This window comes from Balneolaceae bacterium (assembly GCA_034521445.1).
GTDB lineage: Bacteria > Bacteroidota > Rhodothermia > Balneolales > Balneolaceae > JAXHMM01.
In genome coordinates this window covers 86,533-104,112 of the sequence record JAXHMM010000010.1, presented here as the reverse complement: position 1 = coordinate 104,112, position 17,580 = coordinate 86,533, and the positions used below count along the sequence as shown (strand labels likewise).

19 protein-coding genes are annotated in these 17,580 nt (G+C 59.6%); 10 read left to right on the top strand and 9 right to left on the bottom strand.

From position 1 onward, the window contains the following. Positions 1-42 precede the first annotated feature (42 nt). Both U5K31_11735 and U5K31_11730 read right to left on the bottom strand, forming a co-directional pair. Positions 43-1,200 carry an RtcB family protein gene (locus U5K31_11735; protein ID MDZ7773392.1) on the bottom strand — a complete coding sequence of 386 codons (1,158 nt, stop codon included), beginning with the start codon at positions 1,198-1,200 and terminating at the stop codon, positions 43-45. A gap of 105 nt (positions 1,201-1,305) precedes the next feature. Beyond that, complete coding sequence (locus tag U5K31_11730; GenBank protein ID MDZ7773391.1) at positions 1,306-1,884, bottom strand: hypothetical protein; 579 nt, start codon at positions 1,882-1,884, stop codon at positions 1,306-1,308. A gap of 168 nt (positions 1,885-2,052) precedes the next feature. Between U5K31_11730 and U5K31_11725 the strand changes: the two genes are divergently transcribed. Together U5K31_11725 and U5K31_11720 are read left to right on the top strand one after the other, a co-directional pair. After that, positions 2,053-2,733: a CDGSH iron-sulfur domain-containing protein gene (locus U5K31_11725; protein MDZ7773390.1), complete on the top strand. Its 681-nt coding sequence runs from the start codon at positions 2,053-2,055 to the stop codon at positions 2,731-2,733. Beyond that, a complete protein-coding gene (locus U5K31_11720; protein ID MDZ7773389.1) occupies positions 2,733-3,035 on the top strand; it encodes a GNAT family N-acetyltransferase in 303 nt (100 codons plus the stop codon). The genes U5K31_11725 and U5K31_11720 overlap by 1 nt, the downstream gene beginning before the upstream one ends. A 66-nt stretch (positions 3,036-3,101) precedes the next feature. Here the strand turns inward: U5K31_11720 and U5K31_11715 are convergent, their stop codons facing one another. From U5K31_11715 to U5K31_11695, 5 genes are all read right to left on the bottom strand, one after another. Beyond that, a complete protein-coding gene (locus tag U5K31_11715) occupies positions 3,102-4,013 on the bottom strand; it encodes a hypothetical protein (GenBank protein MDZ7773388.1) in 912 nt (303 codons plus the stop codon). 30 nt (positions 4,014-4,043) lie between these two features. Next, entirely contained in the window at positions 4,044-4,850 is an 807-nt protein-coding gene (locus U5K31_11710; GenBank protein MDZ7773387.1) for a hypothetical protein, read from the bottom strand. A 98-nt stretch (positions 4,851-4,948) separates the two neighbouring features. Beyond that, positions 4,949-7,237 (bottom strand): TonB-dependent receptor, encoded by a 2,289-nt coding sequence (locus tag U5K31_11705; protein MDZ7773386.1) that lies wholly within the window; start codon positions 7,235-7,237, stop codon positions 4,949-4,951. Between the two features lie 135 nt (positions 7,238-7,372). Then, positions 7,373-8,410, bottom strand: coding sequence for a UDP-glucose--hexose-1-phosphate uridylyltransferase (locus U5K31_11700; protein ID MDZ7773385.1), 1,038 nt, complete (start codon positions 8,408-8,410; stop codon positions 7,373-7,375). A gap of 101 nt (positions 8,411-8,511) precedes the next feature. Next, positions 8,512-10,071: a sodium/sugar symporter gene (locus U5K31_11695; protein ID MDZ7773384.1), complete on the bottom strand. Its 1,560-nt coding sequence runs from the start codon at positions 10,069-10,071 to the stop codon at positions 8,512-8,514. Between the two features lie 166 nt (positions 10,072-10,237). On the opposite strand from U5K31_11695, the gene U5K31_11690 reads away from it, so the two are divergent. Further along, positions 10,238-11,389, top strand: a complete 1,152-nt coding sequence (locus U5K31_11690) for a serine hydrolase (protein MDZ7773383.1) — start codon at positions 10,238-10,240, stop codon at positions 11,387-11,389. 81 nt (positions 11,390-11,470) lie between these two features. Continuing rightward, a complete protein-coding gene (locus U5K31_11685) occupies positions 11,471-12,007 on the top strand; it encodes a DinB family protein (GenBank protein ID MDZ7773382.1) in 537 nt (178 codons plus the stop codon). A 21-nt stretch (positions 12,008-12,028) separates the two neighbouring features. Here the strand turns inward: U5K31_11685 and U5K31_11680 are convergent, their stop codons facing one another. Continuing rightward, a complete protein-coding gene (locus U5K31_11680; GenBank protein ID MDZ7773381.1) occupies positions 12,029-12,934 on the bottom strand; it encodes a cyanophycinase in 906 nt (301 codons plus the stop codon). A gap of 48 nt (positions 12,935-12,982) precedes the next feature. Here U5K31_11680 and U5K31_11675 point away from each other — a divergent pair, with 48 nt between their 5' ends. Genes U5K31_11675 through lexA form a run of 3 tightly spaced genes read left to right on the top strand, consistent with a single transcriptional unit; the run spans position 12,983 to position 15,057 of the window. Continuing rightward, a complete protein-coding gene (locus U5K31_11675; protein MDZ7773380.1) occupies positions 12,983-13,549 on the top strand; it encodes a hypothetical protein in 567 nt (188 codons plus the stop codon). A 51-nt stretch (positions 13,550-13,600) separates the two neighbouring features. After that, positions 13,601-14,362 carry a hypothetical protein gene (locus U5K31_11670; protein ID MDZ7773379.1) on the top strand — a complete coding sequence of 254 codons (762 nt, stop codon included), beginning with the start codon at positions 13,601-13,603 and terminating at the stop codon, positions 14,360-14,362. Between the two features lie 44 nt (positions 14,363-14,406). Continuing rightward, positions 14,407-15,057 (top strand): transcriptional repressor LexA, encoded by a 651-nt coding sequence (lexA, locus tag U5K31_11665; protein MDZ7773378.1) that lies wholly within the window; start codon positions 14,407-14,409, stop codon positions 15,055-15,057. A 34-nt stretch (positions 15,058-15,091) separates the two neighbouring features. Here the strand turns inward: lexA and U5K31_11660 are convergent, their stop codons facing one another. Beyond that, complete coding sequence (locus U5K31_11660; protein MDZ7773377.1) at positions 15,092-15,454, bottom strand: hypothetical protein; 363 nt, start codon at positions 15,452-15,454, stop codon at positions 15,092-15,094. Positions 15,455-15,600: 146 nt separating this feature from the next. On the opposite strand from U5K31_11660, the gene U5K31_11655 reads away from it, so the two are divergent. Genes U5K31_11655 through U5K31_11645 form a run of 3 tightly spaced genes read left to right on the top strand, consistent with a single transcriptional unit; the run spans position 15,601 to position 17,575 of the window. Further along, positions 15,601-15,837 (top strand): type II toxin-antitoxin system prevent-host-death family antitoxin, encoded by a 237-nt coding sequence (locus U5K31_11655; GenBank protein ID MDZ7773376.1) that lies wholly within the window; start codon positions 15,601-15,603, stop codon positions 15,835-15,837. After that, complete coding sequence (locus U5K31_11650; GenBank protein ID MDZ7773375.1) at positions 15,834-16,208, top strand: type II toxin-antitoxin system VapC family toxin; 375 nt, start codon at positions 15,834-15,836, stop codon at positions 16,206-16,208. Before U5K31_11655 ends, U5K31_11650 begins: the two co-directional genes overlap by 4 nt. Beyond that, positions 16,205-17,575, top strand: coding sequence for a DNA polymerase IV (locus U5K31_11645; GenBank protein MDZ7773374.1), 1,371 nt, complete (start codon positions 16,205-16,207; stop codon positions 17,573-17,575). Before U5K31_11650 ends, U5K31_11645 begins: the two co-directional genes overlap by 4 nt. The last annotated feature ends 5 nt before the right edge of the window (positions 17,576-17,580 follow it).

Here is a 17,580-nt window from a genome sequence, read left to right as displayed (position 1 = left end):
GTCATCACCCACTTCTATTATACCTCCCTTCATTTCTCGTGCCTATCCCTTGATCACCGCCAGGGGCTTCAATTCCACCTCGACCTCCACCAGGTCTTTCTGGCGATCCATCACCTCGGTGATGTCCTTGTAGGAGCCCGGCGCCTCGTCCAGGTCGCTCTCCCCGCGCACCGCGTGCAGCACACCCATCTTCTCCAGGGCGGCCGTCTCCTTCTGCACGCTGAGCGTTTCGCGGGCCTGCCGGCGGCTCATCAGGCGCCCGGCTCCGTGGGAGCACGACTCGAAGGAGAGGTGGTTGCCCTTGCCGCGCACGATGTAGGAGGGGCTGCCCTGCGAGCCGGGGATCATGCCCCGTTCGTTTTTTCGCGCCCGAGTAGCCCCCTTGCGGTGCACGATCACCTCCTCCCCGTAGTGCCGCTCCCAGGCGGCAAAATTGTGTGGCTTGTTGATGTAGTCGGTGAAGTCCGCCATCGGAATCACCTTCTCGAAGGCCTCCTTCACCCGTTCCATCATAAGCCGGCGGTTATGCTCGGCGAAGCGGATGCAGTAGTTCATCTCGTGGCGGTAGCGTTCGAACTCCTCCGTGCCCCGCGGAAAGAAGGCCAGGTCTTTCGGCACCTCGCTGAACCACTGCCCGCACTTCTCCTGCGCCAGCTCGTTGTAGTGCCTGGCCACAGTGTAGCCGATGTTGCGCGAGCCCGAGTGGATCATGATCCAGATGTAGCCGTCAGAGCCCTGCTGAATTTCAATAAAGTGGTTGCCCCCGCCAAGGGTGCCCACCTGGCTGCGCGCCTTCCTGTACTCCCGGTCCACGATGGGGGTCGGCCCCTCCTCCCGGCCGGGCATCCACCGCTCGTCCTGCGGGCGGTCGTGGTGGTTGAATCCTACCGGCACGCGGTCGCGGATGATGCCCATAATGGCCTTCAGCTCCCCTTCCGGGATCTCCTGCCGGTTGGTGCGCATCGAACACATGCCGCAGCCGATGTCCACCCCCACCGCGTTGGGAATGATAGCCTGCCGGGCAGCCAGCACGCCCCCGATGGGCATGCCGTAACCCGGGTGGGAGTCGGGCATGATGGCGATATGCTTGAAGGCAAAGGGGAGGTTGGCCAGGTTGCGGGCCTGCTGGAGGGCCTCCTCGTCGAGGTCCTCCAGCCAGAGCTTGATGGGCACCCTGCCTTCGGTAAGTACGCGTTCCATGGGTTTTTCCGGTTGGTGAATGCCTGATTGCCGGGGATGTCATAACAACGGGCCGCCCGCTTGCGTGCCCTCGGCCTTGGCGTCTCTTTGCCATTCCCGGGTCACTCAGCCCTGCTTGTACTCCGCAGTGTGGTAATACTTGGGGATGGAGTCGATACGCAGGTGCAGCCAGTACACCCCGCCCCCGTGGGTGCTCAGCCAGCGCGGCTCCCCGCCCACCGCCTCCCGCATCTCCCGCGCGGCCACCTCCCAGAGGCGGTCCGCCTGGCCCGGGGCGGCCTGCCGCACAAAGGAGCCGATGTGGGGATAGACGCTCTGTTCACCCTCCGGACAGGGCACCACCAGCGTGGCGTCCTTGCCCAGGTTGGGGAAGGTCACCACCTTCCGGCCGGGATCAAAATAGCGGCTGAAGGTCTGCGCGTCCGGGGAGACGCCGGCCAGGAAGGTGCTTTCGATGAGCCTGCACTCGTAGGGGCGGTCGAGGGTCTCCCAGGTCACCGGCGGGTGCTCCCAGAAAAAGGCCTCCCAGGGCGTTTCCGCCAGCAGTCCATGGTAGAAGGTGCGGCAGTCGGCCGATTCGGCCATACTATCGAGCCAATCCCCGTAGCTGATGCTGCTTCCCTCCTCCTGCAGGGTGAAGCGCAAGTTCTGTTTGCCGGATTCCATTTCACGATATTGCCACATAGCGCCTGTCCTTGGTCCTGGAGTGCATGCCCCTCAAGATAAACGCCTGCCTCCGGGATAGCCAATGCTCCGGGACCGCCCTGCAGGCGCAACGCCCCCTCTTGCGCCTGAGCCGAATTTCTAGCACATTATCCTCCTCAGGCGAATTCCCCAAACCTCACCCCACGCATGAAATCCAAGATCCACAACTACAAAAGCGAGGAACTCCAGGTTCATTACGACGTAGCCCGCTGCATCCACGCCGCCGAGTGCGTAAAGGGGCTTCGCAAGGTCTTCGACCCCAAAAAGCGCCCCTGGATTCAGCCGGAGCAAGCGGAGGCGCGCCGAATCGCCTCCATAGTAACCCGCTGCCCCACGGGGGCGCTTCACTACACCACTGGTCCGGAGATCGAGGCGGAGCAGCCTCCCCCGAAAAACAGCATCGCCGTATCGCCCGACGGCCCCCTCTACCTGCGGGGGCGCATACGGGTGGAGGACCACAACGGGGAGCTGCTGCTGGAGGACACCCGACTGGCGCTCTGCCGATGCGGGCAGTCCGCCAACAAGCCGCTGTGCGACGGCAGCCACTCCGAGGCCGCTTTCGAGGCCTCCTCGGCCTATGTGACAGAGGGCCTCGAGGAAGGCGGTTCAGAGGGAGACGGCCCCCTTACGGTCAAGGTGATGGAGCACGGCCCCTGCATTGTGGAGGGCAACTGGCTCATCTACTCGGAAACCATGCAGCCGCGGGACTGCAGCGGACGCAAGGCCATGTGCCGCTGCGGGGCTTCGGCCAACAAGCCCTTCTGCGACGGAAGCCACAAGGAGATCGGCTTCCGGGGCGGCGGGGGACAAGACGGGGAGGCGGACTGATGGGCTGGGAGGAGTCCCGCGTACGGGACAACAGCGACCGCAAGCGTTTTGAGCTGGATCTGGGCCAGAAGACCGCCTACGTTGACTACATTATCAACGCCAAAGGCGTGATCTACCTCACCCACACCGAAGTGCCTTCGGCCTGGGAGGGCCAGGGCGTGGCCTCCGACATGGTGCACCAGGTGCTTCAGGAGGTGGACCGCCGCGGACTCCGGCTGGTGCCCCTCTGCCCGTACGTGGCCAGCTACCTGCGCCGCCATGCCGAGTGGAAGCGCCTGCTGGCGGAGGGGTTCAACGTATAGAGGGCGGGAGAAGGCACCGAATCGAAAGTCTGATTTTGGGGTGTAAACTCCGGTTCATAGGCCCCTCTAAAACGTCTCTCCGCAATCGGGAGGACAATCGGGATCGATGATAAGAACTCCGCAGAAGGGATAACAGACATTCGTGGTGTCGATCGGCAGACGGTAGGCCTCCCGGTAGCCCGAACCAAATTGTCCGGTCCCACCAGGGACAGAGACCGTATCCGATTCCAACGTTCCAAACAGTTCGTCGCTGAAGTGGCGATAGCGCACGTAAAGGGAGTCATCACTCAGGTGGTGGCACCAGGCGTTGTATCCCCTGTGATAGAGGTTTTCATCTATCAACTCCTTCAAGGTAAACCGGAACTGCGATTCATTCGTGCTGTCTCCCTTTACCATGGGCAAACTTTTCCAGTAAACCTGCCCTCGAAACTGAATGCCCGCTTCCACGGACAGATTGTTCGGACTCGTGACACCGTGATAGCTGAGTTCAAACTGTTCCTTGCAGTTGGGGGGCGATGGAAAACTATGCTCCTTGGCATTCCGGGGTGTCCGGGTCTCCGCGTATACGCGATTTCCAGCGGAGTCGGTCACCGTAACCCGGTAAGGTACGTCATACTGTAAGTCCGTCGTGGTACGGAAGTTGTGCGTATATATTCCATCTATTTTTTGAATGGAGTCTTCCAGGACCTCGGTCTCGCCGTTTTCAAGGTTTTCAAGAGTAACGGTGACCGGAAGCTGTCGGTTCGAATTTTCTCTCAGCGGTTCGTTCAGGTTTTTTACCCGTATATAGTTGATGTCACTTCTCACGTCCAGATAACTGTATAGAGAATAGAATCCCTGCGTCCGGTCAAAGGGCTCCATGGACGTGTCGCAGCTGCTCAACAGCAAGGCCAGAAGGCCGAAGGCTAAGCATGTCATCGAGATCACACGATATCCGCTGTCCTCTGCTCTTGATACGGTCATGGCTCCAAAGGTCATGTTAGAGTTAATTGACGGTAGATCTCCGATCTATTCTTCTACAGGGTCACAAAAGGGGAAACAGACGTTGCTGGTGTCAATTCGAAAGGAGAAGCTATCTTCATAATAGGACCCGAACCTGCCTGTACCTCCGGGCACACTCGTGGTATCGCTCTCAACCCGGTCAGTGAACTCATTACTGAAGTGAGTGTATCGCAGGAAAAACCGATTATCGCTGAGTTCATGGCACCAGGGGGCGTCAATATCCATGCCCTGAAATGCCCGGTTGATGAGATCCTTCAGATTAAATTGAAGTTGTACCTGCCCATCATTCGGTCCATCGTCGGGCAGACCGGGCGTCCAATACATGTCGTCAAAATATTCCAAGCCTATGGATACCGATACATTGAAAGGACTCGTTACGGGTTCCATCGTGATGGTTGCCTCCGTAGCACAGTCAGGCAATTCAGGCGAAACCGAAAGTTCTGCAAACTCAGGTGTGGTCGTGCTGGCGGTCGAGGCCTCCCCACCTGGTCCTTCGGCACGGATGCGGTACGTGTCGCCAGGCTGTATTTGCATGTCAGTCCGGAAATTATGCGTGTAGACATTTTCGAATTTGACGACGGAGTCCGTAAGCATCTCCTTTGCACCCGTGTCAAGGTTTTCCAGGGTCACGGTTACGTCCAGATTCCGGGTGGAATCGCTCGTCAGGGGATCGTCCAGATCTTTGACACGGATATAATTCAACTCTGATTTAAGGTCGAGTGCCCCATAAATGGCATAAAAGCCCGGCTGTTCTTCATAGGGATCCAGGGAATCCTCACATCCTGTCATTGCAAATAAGGAAATCAGCAGCATTGCCAGAACCCAGGCAAAGGGTGACCTGCGGTTTACAGTGACGCTACTATTGCGATATCTATACATCGGCTTGTGCATTGGTGAATAAGACAAACGAATCAATTGAAATTAATACTCATGGAGGCATAGGGCATGCGCGGTGTCTGGTTCACCCGCTGCAAAAGATTGGCATCGTAGTAAAACACATTCTTACGGTTGTAGCTATTGATCATGCCCACTTTTGTTTCCAGGGTAACTCCCTGTGAAAAACGGAAGGTTCGCTCCAAGGACACATCCAGCCTGTGGTACATTGGCAGCCGGTCTCCGTAGGGGCGGCTGTAAAGAGTGCGGGCTGTACCGGGCTCCTCAAGAGGATTTTCTCCTGGAAGTTGCAGCCGCAGGTCGAATCCGTACACCCTGGTGTAAGGCCTCCCGGTACCGAACTCCCAACTCAGGCTGGTTGTAAATCCGCCGAACGTATAGCTGGCGACGGTATTCAGCTTGTGTCGCCTGTCGTGTGTCGGATTATAACGGTAGACCGGCTGTTTTATCCACGCTCCGAGATTACCCGAGCTGGCTTCGTACTCCACCTGGGAATAGCCGTAACCCAGGAAGAGATAGAGCGGGCTGTTGTCGTACTCCAACCTCACATCCGCGCCATAGGTCATACCGTCCGCCAGGGCCGTCTCCATTTCGATCTGCGTCTCCGGGCTCCATCTCGATACGGGGATATCGGAATGGCGTTTAACATAAGCCTCCACCTTGGCCTCAAAACCATCGGGAAGCCTCAGCCTGTAACCCAATATGCCATGAAGGGCGCCCTGGTTCGGATCGCCCCATTCCGAACCCTTCATGACAGCAAAGGTGGTTCCTGCATCCCGTTCATCGGTGATGGCATCGGAAATCTGGTAATAGCGGCCAAATGCCAGGCTTACCTCATGGGAACCCGTCCCTCCCGGCAGATAGGAGGCACGGAATCTGGGTTCAAAGGTAGGCGTTGTGTGCAGCGAAAGCTGCGAACCCATACTGGGCTGGAGGGTCAAGCGGTCTCCTATCTCAAGATCGGTGGAAACATAGGCATCGATCACGGCCGTCCTGTTGGAAAAGGATTCCTGTTGGGCAAAGCGCTCTGCCAGCTCCGCCTCATAGCGTGTGAAGTTCACGCCGAAACCATATTCCAATAGTGTTCCAAAGCCCTCAAAAGCATGATCCAGCTTTAAAAATTGTTGCTCCATGGAAGAGTACAATTCTGTTTCCTCTGCGGTACTTTCCGAGTTGCTGTACCTGCTGAAGCCCACCGTCACCTCGATGGGACGGTTAAAATATTCGTCGAAACTCAAGCAGCGTCCTCCCAGGACGGAATTGCTCCACGAGATATCGACTGCACGGTTGGGATTGATTTCTCCCCTGTCGTTGGTATGCAGCGCGGTGACGTTACACGCTATACCGCTGTCCTGATAAGAATATCTTCCTAACACGTCGTAGAAGTCAATGGGGTCCTCCTCGCCGATCAGGGTTGGTGACGTATCTTCGATGAGCGACTTCCGTCCCATGAGCATAAAGGAGTGATGGTCGGTCTGAAGCGGGCCTTCGGCCTGCAAGGCCACCATATGCGATCCAAGAGATCCATTGGCGTTAAAATCTTTCATATTACCCTGTCTCAGACTCAGGTCGATGACGGCGGAGGACGCCCCCAGGTATTCGGCACCGAAGCCTCCTGCGTGCATGTCTGCGCTCTGCAGGGTAGCATCGGAGAACGCCGAATAGAGATTGGAGATGTGAAAAGGTTTGACCACCGGCATATTGTCCACCAATATCAAGTTTTGATAGGGTGTGCCGCCACGTATATAAAGATTGCCTCCCCGGTCACCCGCCGATACCACACCGGGCAGCGTCTGAAGGTACGATGCCAGGTCGCCGCCGGGGCTGGGGGTCGGAATTCGGGCGACGTCAATCTCGGATATACGATTTACTCCCACCTCTCCTACCGTCACCTCCCGTTCGCTCTCCACGACGACCTGGCCGAGCGTTTCCACATCCACGGCAAGCGCAACCTGAATGACCCGCCGCTCTCCTGCCGCTAGCCTGATTGTGTCGCGGTGCGTTTTATGTCCTACAAAAGTGACTCGAAGCAGATACTCGCCGGGCACGACATCTGCAAGCTCAACCAACCCATCGGAATCGCTGGCACCGGCATGCAGTATCCCCTCCTCTTCACGTTCGGTCTCATCCGGACTGAGCAGCACCACGTTGGCACTAGGTATGGGACTGCCATCCTGGTCGGAGGATACGACCACCCTCAAGGTGGCCTGGTCCTGGCCCCAGGAGGTAGCGGGTGCCAGTAAAATGCCGAATAACACTAGCGTGCAAAGGTATAACCCGGCGGGGTAGAAGCGAGACAATTTCATGCTTGGTGATTCCTTATTCTTGATTCCTCTATCGGTAAACGGTTTTTAGGGTCATGAAACGACCAACCCGTCTTTCGCTTAAAACATTAAGGGCTGGGGCCGGGGGTAAAAATAACATGATGATGTTAAATCACCTCAGGCGCTTCTGAAGTGTACATCGGAGGTCTCGCGCAGGCGTCCCGCGGCGAATTCGGGAGTAAAATCGCGCTGGGGATTAGCCAGCATCTCGTAACCGGCCTTGAATTTCTTGACAGTGGCCGAACGGAGCAGCGGCGGGTAGAAATGCATGTGGAAATGCCACTGGGGATAGTCCCGCCCGTCGGTGGGCGCCGGATGAAAGCCCGCCGAATAGGGGAATGAGACCTCGAAGAGGTTGTCGTAGCGTACCGTCAGGCGATGGATGATCGCGGCCAGGGCCTCCCGCTCCTCCCCGCGAAGGTCGGTGAAGCGGGCCAGGGGTCGACGGCTTACGATCATGGTCTCGAAGGGCCAGTAGGCCCACCACGGCACGAGGGCTACAAAATGACCGTTCTGCAGGACGATGCGATCCTCCCGTTCCAGCTCTTCCTCCAGATAGGCGCCCAGCAGGGTGGCGCCGTGCGAGCGGTAGTAGGCAGTCTGGTGTTCCAGCTCGGCGGCAGGCTCTTCAGGCACCGTCTCCTGGGCGTATATCTGCCCGTGGGGATGGGGGTTGCTGCAGCCCATCATCTCCCCCTTGTTTTCGAAGATCTGCACGTAGTTGATAAAGGGACGTTCGCCCAGCTCGCGGTACTGTCGGGTCCAGAGCTCCACCAGCTCCTCCACCTGGGAGTTCTCCATCTCGGGCAGGCTCAGGTCGTGCCGGGGCGTGAAGCAGATCACCCGGCAGATGCCCCGCTCGCCACGGGCGGCCAGCAGCTCTCCTTCCCTATGCTCCTCTCCGGGCACGTCGGGGCGCAGGGAGCTGAAGTCGTTGTCGAAGACAAAGGTGCTCTCGTAGTCCGGATTCCGCACCCCGCCCGCTCGCTCGTTGCCCGGGCAGAGGTAGCAGCCTTCCTTGTGACGCGGCTTCTGCTGCGGGGGAGGCGACTCCTCCTGCCCCTGCCAGGGCCGGTCGGTGCGGTTGGGTGATACCTGCACCCAGCGGCCGTTCAGCGGATTCAATCTCCTGTGAGAATTATTTTCCAGGTCCATCATAACGTTATAACGTCATAAAGTCTTAAAGTCATAAAGTACGGTAAGTCTGGAAGTCCGCCGACTTTATGACTTCCAGACTTTTCGACTTAGTAAGTTAGTTACCAAAACAGGAGATAGAGTACGGCGAGGAGCCCGCAAATGCCGATGGCGCCCATATTGAAAACATTGCCCGTCCGGAACAGGTCTCTGCGCAGGCGGATGGCCTTGGGATCGTCTTCCATCCCCTCCAGCCAGGAGACCAGCGCGATGAGCCCGCAGAGTATAAGGAATACGATGCCCATGCGGTTGAGGAAGGGAATGCCGGACGCCCAGACCTTGAAGGCCCATGAAAGCGGGATGGTGCAGATAGCGGCCACCAGCGCGCCGTTGGCGGTGGCCTTCTTCCAATAGAAGCCCAGCAGGAAAATAGCCACCACGCCCGGACTGATAAAGCCGGTGAATTCCTGGATGAACTGGAAGGCCTGTTCGAAGTTGTTCAACAGGGGGGCGACCAGCACGGCCAGGGTAATAGCGACGAAGCTGACTATGCGTCCCGTCCGCACCAGCTTTTTCTCGGAGGCATCGGGATCGAAGTGGGTCTTGTAGATGTCCAGCGTAAAGATGGTGGAGGTGCTGTTGGTCATGGAGCTCAGCGAGGAGGCGATGGCCGCGATAAGCGCGGCGAAGGTGAGTCCCCTCAGCCCGCTCACCACGAAGTTGCCCAGCACCCAGGGATAGGCCTTGTCGGCCTGCTCGAACTCGGCACCCAGTCCGAAGGCCGCAATGCCGGGGATGACCACGATCAGTGGCATAAGCATCTTCAGGTAGCCGGCGAAGATCATGCCCCGCTGCGCCTCCTGCAGGTTTTTGGCGGCCAGCGCGCGCTGGATGATATACTGGTTGAAGCCCCAGTAGCTGATATTGGCCACCCAGAGTCCCCCGAAGATCACCCAAATACCCGGCAGATCGTTGTAGTACGCGTTTCCTTTCTCCAGGATCATCTCAAACTTGCCGGGAAAGTCCTGGATAAGTCCCCCCAGCCCCGCCACGGCGCCCTCCCCGCCGCTGTAGGCGTCCAGGGCAAACCAGGTGGTCACCAGTCCACCGATCACCAGGAAGGAGACCTGCACCACGTCGGTCCAGGCCACCGAGGTGAGTCCTCCATAAATGGTATAGATGGCTGAAAAGGCGGCCAGTACCAGGATGCCCCAGAACAGGTCCATACCGAAGATGGTGTTCATGCTGAGGGCCCCCAGGTAGAGCACTGAGGTGAGGTTGACAAATATGTAGACCAGGATCCAGAAAACTGCCAGGCTGACCCGCACACGTCCGTCGAAACGGTCCTGCAGGAACTGCGGCATGGTATAGATCTTCTTCTCCAGGAAAATGGGCAGCATGTACTTTGCCACCAGGATGAGGGTGAGGGCGGCCATCCACTCGTAGCTTGCAATGGCGAGGCCGATGGCGTATCCCGAGCCCGACATGCCGATCATCTGCTCGGCGGAGATATTGGCGGCGATGAGAGAAGTGCCGATGGCCCACCACGGCAGAGACTTGTTGGCCAGGAAATACCCCTCCGAATCGTTGGTGCCCTTGCGTTTGGCGATAAAAAGACCCAGTCCCAGGATCAGGCAGCAATAGACGACAAAGACGATCAGGTCCAGTGCCGAAAAAGTCATAGTCGGATTTGCGTTCCCGGTTCGATTTCAGGCCCCTCCCTTATTAGGCAATTCAATAAGAAAATGCAATATTGGGGACTGGCGCGCACAGGTTGCGCCACGGCCGCCGCAACCGCCATCTATAGGGAGTACCATGAGAGGAAAAATCCATTTCGCACAAATATTGATGCCTGCCCTGGTTTTAACCCTGCTCCTGGGTGGCTGCGGCACCCGCGTGAACCCCGACGTCACTGTCGCCCTGGAAGGTCCGCCGCAGGGACCCGATTCGGTCCAGGCGGAGGCGGTGACCCATGCCATGCGCGCCTTTCCCAACCAAACGCAGTTTGCCATCGCACTGGTGTCGGACGCCACCGCCCGCTTCCACGGGGTGCTGCGCTCCGGTGACAGCCTGAAGACGGTGGATAACCGCGGGGCCGTCTACGAAATAGGCTCGGTAAGCAAGGTCTTTACCGCTTACCTCCTGGCCCGGCTTGTGGCGGAGGGCGAGCTGGAGCTCGACCGCCCCGTACGCGAGCTGCTGGACGTGCCGCTGAACGAAGATGCGTGGATACGGCTGGACGCCCGGACAGATTTCACCCTGGAGCACCTGGCCAACCACACCTCCGGCCTGCCCCGCATACCCGCCGGCATGGGCTGGTCCGCCGTCTTTCAGTCCCAGAATCCCTACCGCAACTACGGAGAGGACGACCTGCGGGACTATCTCTCCGAGGAAATGCTGCTGCACAGCGAACCGGGCACCTCCTTCCAGTACTCCAACCTGGGCGCCGGACTGCTGGCCTACGCGCTCGGCCAGTACACCGGCAAAAGCTACGAACAAATGCTGCAGGAGCGTATTTTCGGTCCCCTTGACATGACCCATTCCACCACCGACCGCACCCTGGTGGCTGACCGGCTGGTCACCGGGCTGAACGCCTCGGGAAGTCCCACGCCGAACTGGGACCTCAACGCGCTGAGCGGGGCGGGCGCCATCCTCTCCACGGCAGAGGAGATGCACCGTTTTGTGGAGGCCAGCTTCGACACGGCCGCTCCCGCCAACCGCCTTATGCAGCAGCCCACTTTCCGGATCAACGAGCAGATGGCGATGGGACTGGGCTGGTTCATCCTGGACCGGGCGTCGGGACACCGCTGGCTCTGGCATAACGGGGGGACGGGCGGCTACCGCTCCTCTGTGGTACTGGACCCTTCGGCCCGCCGTGGCGTTGTGCTGCTTACCAACGTATCCGCCGGACACGAGCGCGCCGCCCGGGTGGACAGCCTCAGTTTTGCCCTGCTGGAGAGTCTTTACGAAACAGCGCCCGCCGATACGGCCGGGGGTTGATCCTGAAGTGAGCCACTGGTGAATTTGTCGCCGCTTTCATAGATTGGCAGATGAAACACCTGATCACGAAAAAAAGCACCTATGAAAAGAACAGCCCTGTCCCTCCTGCTCGTCCTCTGCACGGCCGGCTTCGCCCTGGCGCAGAGCGCCTCCCCCTCCGGCTATGCCGGAGAAGTAGTCCGCGAACTCAATGAAACCGAAGGCAAGCTGGTCAGCCTGGCCGAAGCCTTTCCCGAAAACACCTGGGACTGGCGTCCCGGTGAAGGCGTGCGCTCCGTGCGTGAGACCTTTGGTCACATCGTGGACGGCAACTTCTTGATCCCCTCCTTCATGGGCGCTCCCGGACCCGAGGGCTACCAGTTCGGCCAGTCTGAGAACGCCGGCTTGGGCAAGTCGGAGATGATCCAGGCGCTCCGCGACTCCTTCACCCACCTGCGCGAGGCGGTGACCGCCACGGCGGGGGGCGACATGATCCGCGAGGTCTCATGGTTCGGCGGCAGCACCAATACGCCCCGGGGCATCATGCTCTTCATCCCGAAGCACCTGGGCGAGCACCAGGGCCAGCTCATCGCCTATGCGCGGATGAACAACATCACCCCGCCCTGGAGCGCTGAATAGAGGACTGAGCGCAGGCTGCGGTCAGTCTTCGTCCTCCTCCAGCACCGTTCGGGTACGCATGTTGTAACGCTGGCCGGCGTCCAGCAGCTGGAAGAGCTCGCCCCTGGGCAGGGCCTCCAGGTCAGAGTCGCCGGCCTCCCAGCGGCTGGCGTCGTAGACCGCCACGAAGCTCTCCCCCATCACCTCGAAGACGTCGCCCTGGACCACGATGGCCGTGTTCTCATCCAGTCCTATGCCCAGCAGGTGCGGTTTGGCCTCAATAATCTCCACCAGGTCGAACTGCCGGTTGCGCTGCAGCAGGTGCTGGTCGATGGCCACGTTCTCGATATAGGCGAAGCCCTCCTCGTGGTCTCCCATCATGATGGTATTCGTGCGAGAGTCGCCCCGCGCCAGGTAGGACCCCTGGATGGTGGCGCCGGCCGAGCTTCCGCCGATCACGCCGCCGCGCTCCAGTACGTCTTCGAAGGCCTGCTGGGTGAGCGTGCCCATATAGGAATCGACGATGCGCCATTGCCGGCCTCCTGTAAACCATACTCCGTCGGCCTGCCGGACCGGCTCGGTGAAGGCCTCGCTGTCGGCCAGCTCGCGGTCCTTGGTGTGCAGGACGGTCAGATTCTGCACGCCCCGGTCGGCAAAGCGCTGGCGGATACGGTCGAGGTACTCCTGCGGAATGGAGTCGGCCGCGGCGGTGGGTACCACCACAATGTTGGCATCCCAGCCGCCGGCCAGGTCGATGAAACGGGCAAATATGGCCGGGTCCTGCATCGATCCTCCGACAACCACCAGGGAGCCGCTGGCAGGTCCACGTGTTCCTTCGTAGTCAACTCCGGCGGCACCCCCGCCGGAATTACTGTTCGAAGCGCATCCCGGGAGCAGCAATACCGTAGCAAGAAGAAATGGCAGAAAGGAAATAGAGAAATTCTTCATGGATCGTTATTTTTATTGTTTCATGTCAACAACCGTTCAAGTTAACATATGGACAGACCGATACAGCAAAAAATTGTAAAGAACAGAGCAGGCAGCGCCGGCTTCCTCTGCCTGCTGATCTTTCTGCTATTTACGGCGTCGCCCGAAAAGGTCTCCGCCCAGGGAGAGGGAATATACATAACGGGGGGACTGGGCCTGCCCGAGCTTCTGCATGGAGGCGTACACTATCGCGGCGGGCTCATCGAGGCGGGTGGAAGTGTAGGATATATGGATCTCGGTGACAATGAGATCTTTTCAGCAGGTGCAGACTTCTTTTACCACTTCAACGGCTACGACCAGTTTGCCAGCCCAGAACCCTGGTACCTGCGTGTCGGGGCCTTTTACCTGAAGGACACGGGGCGCGACATTATTCACAACTATCTTTACGCAAATGCCCGCGTGGGACGCGATTTCCCGCTCTCCAACCGCTTCCTGGTAAAATTCGACTTGGGACTTATCGTCCAGCTTCTGCACGAGGAAACCGAAAAAGAGTCCTATAATCCCGCATTCCGCAGTTTGGATGTTGAACTTCCTGCCGCACCCAGCATCGGGGTGAAAATCCTCTACCGCCTCTGACAGGAGGCGGCGGCCTCCCCGCGCCCATGACAACGAAATCCGCACCGGAACATGGCCCCTGACGACCGAAATTTCAGCCGCGCCCAGGTAAACCATATCCTCCGCAAGGCCGCCGAGATCGACGCGGAGCTGGGCGACCGGGAGGACGAGGACGGCCTTACCGAATCAGAGCTTCTCCACGTAGCCGAAGAGGCGGGCATCGACCGCAAGGTGATGCTCCGCGCCCTCCGTGAGTACGACCTTCCCGGCAGGGAGGGCCGCTTCGACTGGCTGCACGGGACCACCAGCCTGCAGAAAAAGGCCGTGCTGGAGGGAGAGATGACTGACGGGCGCTGGGAGGAGCTGGTCCGCGACATACGCGAGATCACCGGGGGCATCGGCAAGGTACATACCGTGGGACAGGTCTACGAATGGGAGCAGCGCAAGCGCAACACCGGCTACATCCACCTCTCGGCCACGCCCCGGGAGGGCCGCACTGTTCTGCAGTTTGTCTCCGACTGGAATACCCACCGCACATCGGTGAACGTCATTTCCTTTACCGTTTTCTTTGTCCTTGCCGCCATGGCCATGGACGCGGTGCCCGTCGCCAAGCACCTGCAGCTGCTGGCCGGGGGTGTCGCGGGGCTGGCCGGCATCGGCGTGGGACGCTTCTTCCTGCGCTCCTTTTACACAAGCCAGAAAGAGCGCATGCAGGAGATCTTCAAGGCTTTCGCCCGCCGGCTGCGCTCCGACGACCCCGCAGCCGACAAGGCCCGCGTCGACCTGGACGAGTCCGGCGGCTCGACCCACGGCCCCTCCCGCACCCGCTCCTGATCGCAGGCCTTACTTTTCCATGCTATTTTCCATATACTGAGGGTATGCGAGCCCTCACCGACCGTCAGGAAGAGATCTTCCGCTTCATCCTGGAGCACTACCGGGACCACGGCGCCGTACCCGACTATCCCTCCCTGCAGGAGGCCTTCGGCTTCACCTCGGCCAACAGCGTTTACCAGCACCTGAGCGCCCTGGTCAAAAAGAACTACCTGGTGAAGCTGGACCACGGCACCTACGATCTCCACCAGAGCCGCTTCTCCCTGCTGGAGGAGGACGAGCCGGGCCAGGGCCTGCCCATCCGCGGGCGCATTGCGGCCGGCGGCATGCACGAAGCCGTGAGCGCCGACCTGGGCCACCTGCCCGTGGAGCTGGTGAGCTGGCGAAGTCCCCGCCTCTTTGCCCTGCAGGTGATGGGCGACAGCATGCGGGACGCCGGCATCCGCGACGGCGATTATATCATTTTGGACCAGAAGGAGCCTTCCAACGGCGACATCGGGGCGGTGCTCTACAACGGGGAGACCACCCTCAAGCGCATCTTCCAATGGGAGGACGAGATCGAGCTGCGCCCCGAAAACGACGCCTACAAGCCCATTCACATCCGGCCGGAGGAGTGGGAGGAGGTCACCGTCTTCGGCACCTACGTGGGACGGGCGTGGAGGGAAGACGGGGAGTGGGGCCTGCTGTTCCGGCCCTGAGGCGGCATCCTCTGGAACGACACTCCCCCCTGCCCTATTTTCTCTTCTCGTTGAAGCCGTTCCAGGTCACCTCCACGTCGATGTCCATCTGGTCGAAGAGCATCTGCTCCTCGAACTCGTAGAGCAGGATCCAGAGCATCTTCTTGGACTCATACAGAAGGTGGAAAAAACGTTCCTGGTCGGTGCGGATCACGAAGTGCACCTGCACGGTGTCGCCCTTCACCTTCGGGTAGGAGCGGCGCACCTCGGCCACCTTCAGCACCTCGCCGCTTTTGCGGCGCACCTGCCGCGGCTCGATGCGCTTGTGCTCCCAGCCGGAGCGGCTGTTTTCGCTGCGGTCGCGGAAGCTGCGGAAGATGGCCGCCACGTTCACCTTTTCCTTGAGCATCACTTGCATGTCAACGACCCTTCTTTTTATTTTTCCATATGTTTTTTCATATAATACAAAGAAAGAGTCATGCAATGCAACGAACGAAAAGTCACATGGGGCCGTTTGTTATTTAGCCAATGTTAGCTAAGTTAGCGAAAACACAGAGATAACCGATGAAAACATTCAATATCCATAAAGCCAAAACACACCTCTCCAAGCTGATTCAGCAGGCCCTGGAGGGAGAGGAGATCGTTATTGCCAACAATGGGGAGCCCCAGGTCATCCTGCGGCCCTACAAACCCAAGACCCACCGAAAACCCGGTGCCTGGAAAGGCAAGGTGCAGATAGCTGACGATTTTGATGAGCTGCCGGAGGAAATAGAGGCGGCATTCCGCGGAGCATCTGAATGAGTTACCTGATTGATACCCATGTATTGCTCTGGTGGCTGGCCGACGACCCCCAACTGGGAGAAGGTGCGAGAGAATGTATACGGACCGGGGCCGTTTGGGTAAGTACCGCCGCCGTTTGGGAGATTGTCATTAAAAAACGTATCGGCAAGCTCGAGGCGCCCGACGATATCGATCGTCAGATCCAGGAACAGGACTTCTATGTGCTCGACATCAAACTGCCCCATGTGATGGCCCTTCGGTCACTGCCGGATCATCACTCCGATCCCTTCGACCGCATCCAGATCGCCCAGGCCGCCACGGAAGACCTGGCATTTATTACAAAAGACAAGCGCATCCGCCGGTACGAGGGAATCGACATACTCACGGCATGAAGGCCGAAACCCAAACCCGGAGCAGCGTGAGCGGACAGCTCCCCCCCATTGATCCCGGCCGCTACGACACTGAGGCCGACGTGCACAAGATCACCGACTACCGGTGCGTCAGCCGCGACATGCAGCACACCTCCCTGGAGCCGCGGCTCTACCTGCACCTGGACATGAACTGCTTCTACGCGCAGGTGGAGCAGCAGTGCTTCAAGCTGCACGGCATGCCGGTCTACGTGGGCGGGTGGTACAAGCCCGACGGCACCCCGCGCGGTATCGTGGCCACCAGCTCCTACGAGGCGCGCGCCTTCGGCATCAAGACGGGGATGAGCGCCTTCGAGGCCGAGCAGCTCTGTCCCTGGGCCATCGGCCTGCAGGCGCACTACGAGAAGTACAAGGGCATCAGCGGGCTCATCGAGCAGGTGCTGGAGGAGTTCGCCCCCACCGTGGAGCAGTACTCCATGGACGAGTACTTCCTGGATATCAATTTTCTGAAGGGGCGGCCGCAGGAGGAGATCCTGCGCTACATCCAGCAGCTCCGCAACCTCATCTACCGGGAGATCGGGCTGGTCTGCTCGCTGGGGGTCTCCTGGTCAAAAACCTACGCCAAGCTGGCCAGCGACCTCCACAAGCCCAACGGGGTGACGCTGGTGCTGGACGGGGAGGCCGCCGCCGAGCAGCTCCATCCCCTGCCCCTGGACGAGGTGTGGGGCATCGGCCGCAAGCGCTTCGAAAAGCTCAAGTCGCGCGGCCTCTACACCATCGGGGAGGCGATCGACCGCGGCTATCCCCTCTTCCAGGATCTTTTCGGGGAGTATTTCGGGAAAATCGTCTGGGAGATGGTGGCCGGCAAAGACCGCGCCCGGGTGCTCACCGACCAGCAGCTGGTGCCCGAGCAGCTCAACTACATGCACACCTTCAGCGACCGGAGCGACGACCCCGAGCGCATCCGCGGGGAGATCATGCAGGGCGTGCAGCAGCTCTGCTACCGCATGCGCGGCTACCGGCTGCGGGCGCGGCAGTACTTCTGCTACCTGCGCATCCAGGACAGTAGCAACCGGGGACTCTCCTTCCGCTTCAATACCCTGGGACACACCAACCTCGACGACTACGTCTTCTACGAGTGCATGAAGAGGGCGCGTCCCCGCATCCGCTGGCTGCTGGACAACGGGCACACCCTGCGGGGCATCGGCCTGGGCACAGTGAAGACCGACGGCACGGGTCAGGGGGAGCTCTTCTTCCGGGAAGGCGAGCAGAAGCGGCGCTTCTACCTGGCGCAGGACGCCGTCAACAACCGCTACGGCAAGGGATCAGTAGTGAAGGCCTCGGTCATGGACAAGGTGCCGGGAAAGACGCACTTCCTGGACCGGTCGTGAGGAAG

Bases quoted from the DNA above. Each gene is read 5' to 3' on its own strand.
- U5K31_11675 (MDZ7773380.1), top strand. From the start codon at position 12,983: ATGGACAGACCGATACAGCAAAAAATTGTAAAGAACAGAGCAGGCAGC.
- U5K31_11725 (MDZ7773390.1), top strand. From the start codon at position 2,053: ATGAAATCCAAGATCCACAACTACAAAAGCGAGGAACTCCAGGTTCAT.
- U5K31_11700 (MDZ7773385.1), bottom strand. From the start codon at position 8,410: ATGGACCTGGAAAATAATTCTCACAGGAGATTGAATCCGCTGAACGGC.
- U5K31_11730 (MDZ7773391.1), bottom strand. From the start codon at position 1,884: ATGTGGCAATATCGTGAAATGGAATCCGGCAAACAGAACTTGCGCTTC.
- U5K31_11715 (MDZ7773388.1), bottom strand. From the start codon at position 4,013: ATGACCTTTGGAGCCATGACCGTATCAAGAGCAGAGGACAGCGGATAT.
- U5K31_11705 (MDZ7773386.1), bottom strand. From the start codon at position 7,237: ATGAAATTGTCTCGCTTCTACCCCGCCGGGTTATACCTTTGCACGCTA.
- U5K31_11660 (MDZ7773377.1), bottom strand. From the start codon at position 15,454: ATGCAAGTGATGCTCAAGGAAAAGGTGAACGTGGCGGCCATCTTCCGC.
- U5K31_11695 (MDZ7773384.1), bottom strand. From the start codon at position 10,071: ATGACTTTTTCGGCACTGGACCTGATCGTCTTTGTCGTCTATTGCTGC.
- U5K31_11720 (MDZ7773389.1), top strand. From the start codon at position 2,733: ATGGGCTGGGAGGAGTCCCGCGTACGGGACAACAGCGACCGCAAGCGT.
- U5K31_11690 (MDZ7773383.1), top strand. From the start codon at position 10,238: ATGCCTGCCCTGGTTTTAACCCTGCTCCTGGGTGGCTGCGGCACCCGC.
- U5K31_11655 (MDZ7773376.1), top strand. From the start codon at position 15,601: ATGAAAACATTCAATATCCATAAAGCCAAAACACACCTCTCCAAGCTG.
- U5K31_11710 (MDZ7773387.1), bottom strand. From the start codon at position 4,850: ATGCTGCTGATTTCCTTATTTGCAATGACAGGATGTGAGGATTCCCTG.
- U5K31_11685 (MDZ7773382.1), top strand. From the start codon at position 11,471: ATGAAAAGAACAGCCCTGTCCCTCCTGCTCGTCCTCTGCACGGCCGGC.
- U5K31_11670 (MDZ7773379.1), top strand. From the start codon at position 13,601: ATGGCCCCTGACGACCGAAATTTCAGCCGCGCCCAGGTAAACCATATC.
- U5K31_11735 (MDZ7773392.1), bottom strand. From the start codon at position 1,200: ATGGAACGCGTACTTACCGAAGGCAGGGTGCCCATCAAGCTCTGGCTG.
- U5K31_11650 (MDZ7773375.1), top strand. From the start codon at position 15,834: ATGAGTTACCTGATTGATACCCATGTATTGCTCTGGTGGCTGGCCGAC.
- U5K31_11645 (MDZ7773374.1), top strand. From the start codon at position 16,205: ATGAAGGCCGAAACCCAAACCCGGAGCAGCGTGAGCGGACAGCTCCCC.
- lexA (MDZ7773378.1), top strand. From the start codon at position 14,407: ATGCGAGCCCTCACCGACCGTCAGGAAGAGATCTTCCGCTTCATCCTG.
- U5K31_11680 (MDZ7773381.1), bottom strand. From the start codon at position 12,934: ATGAAGAATTTCTCTATTTCCTTTCTGCCATTTCTTCTTGCTACGGTA.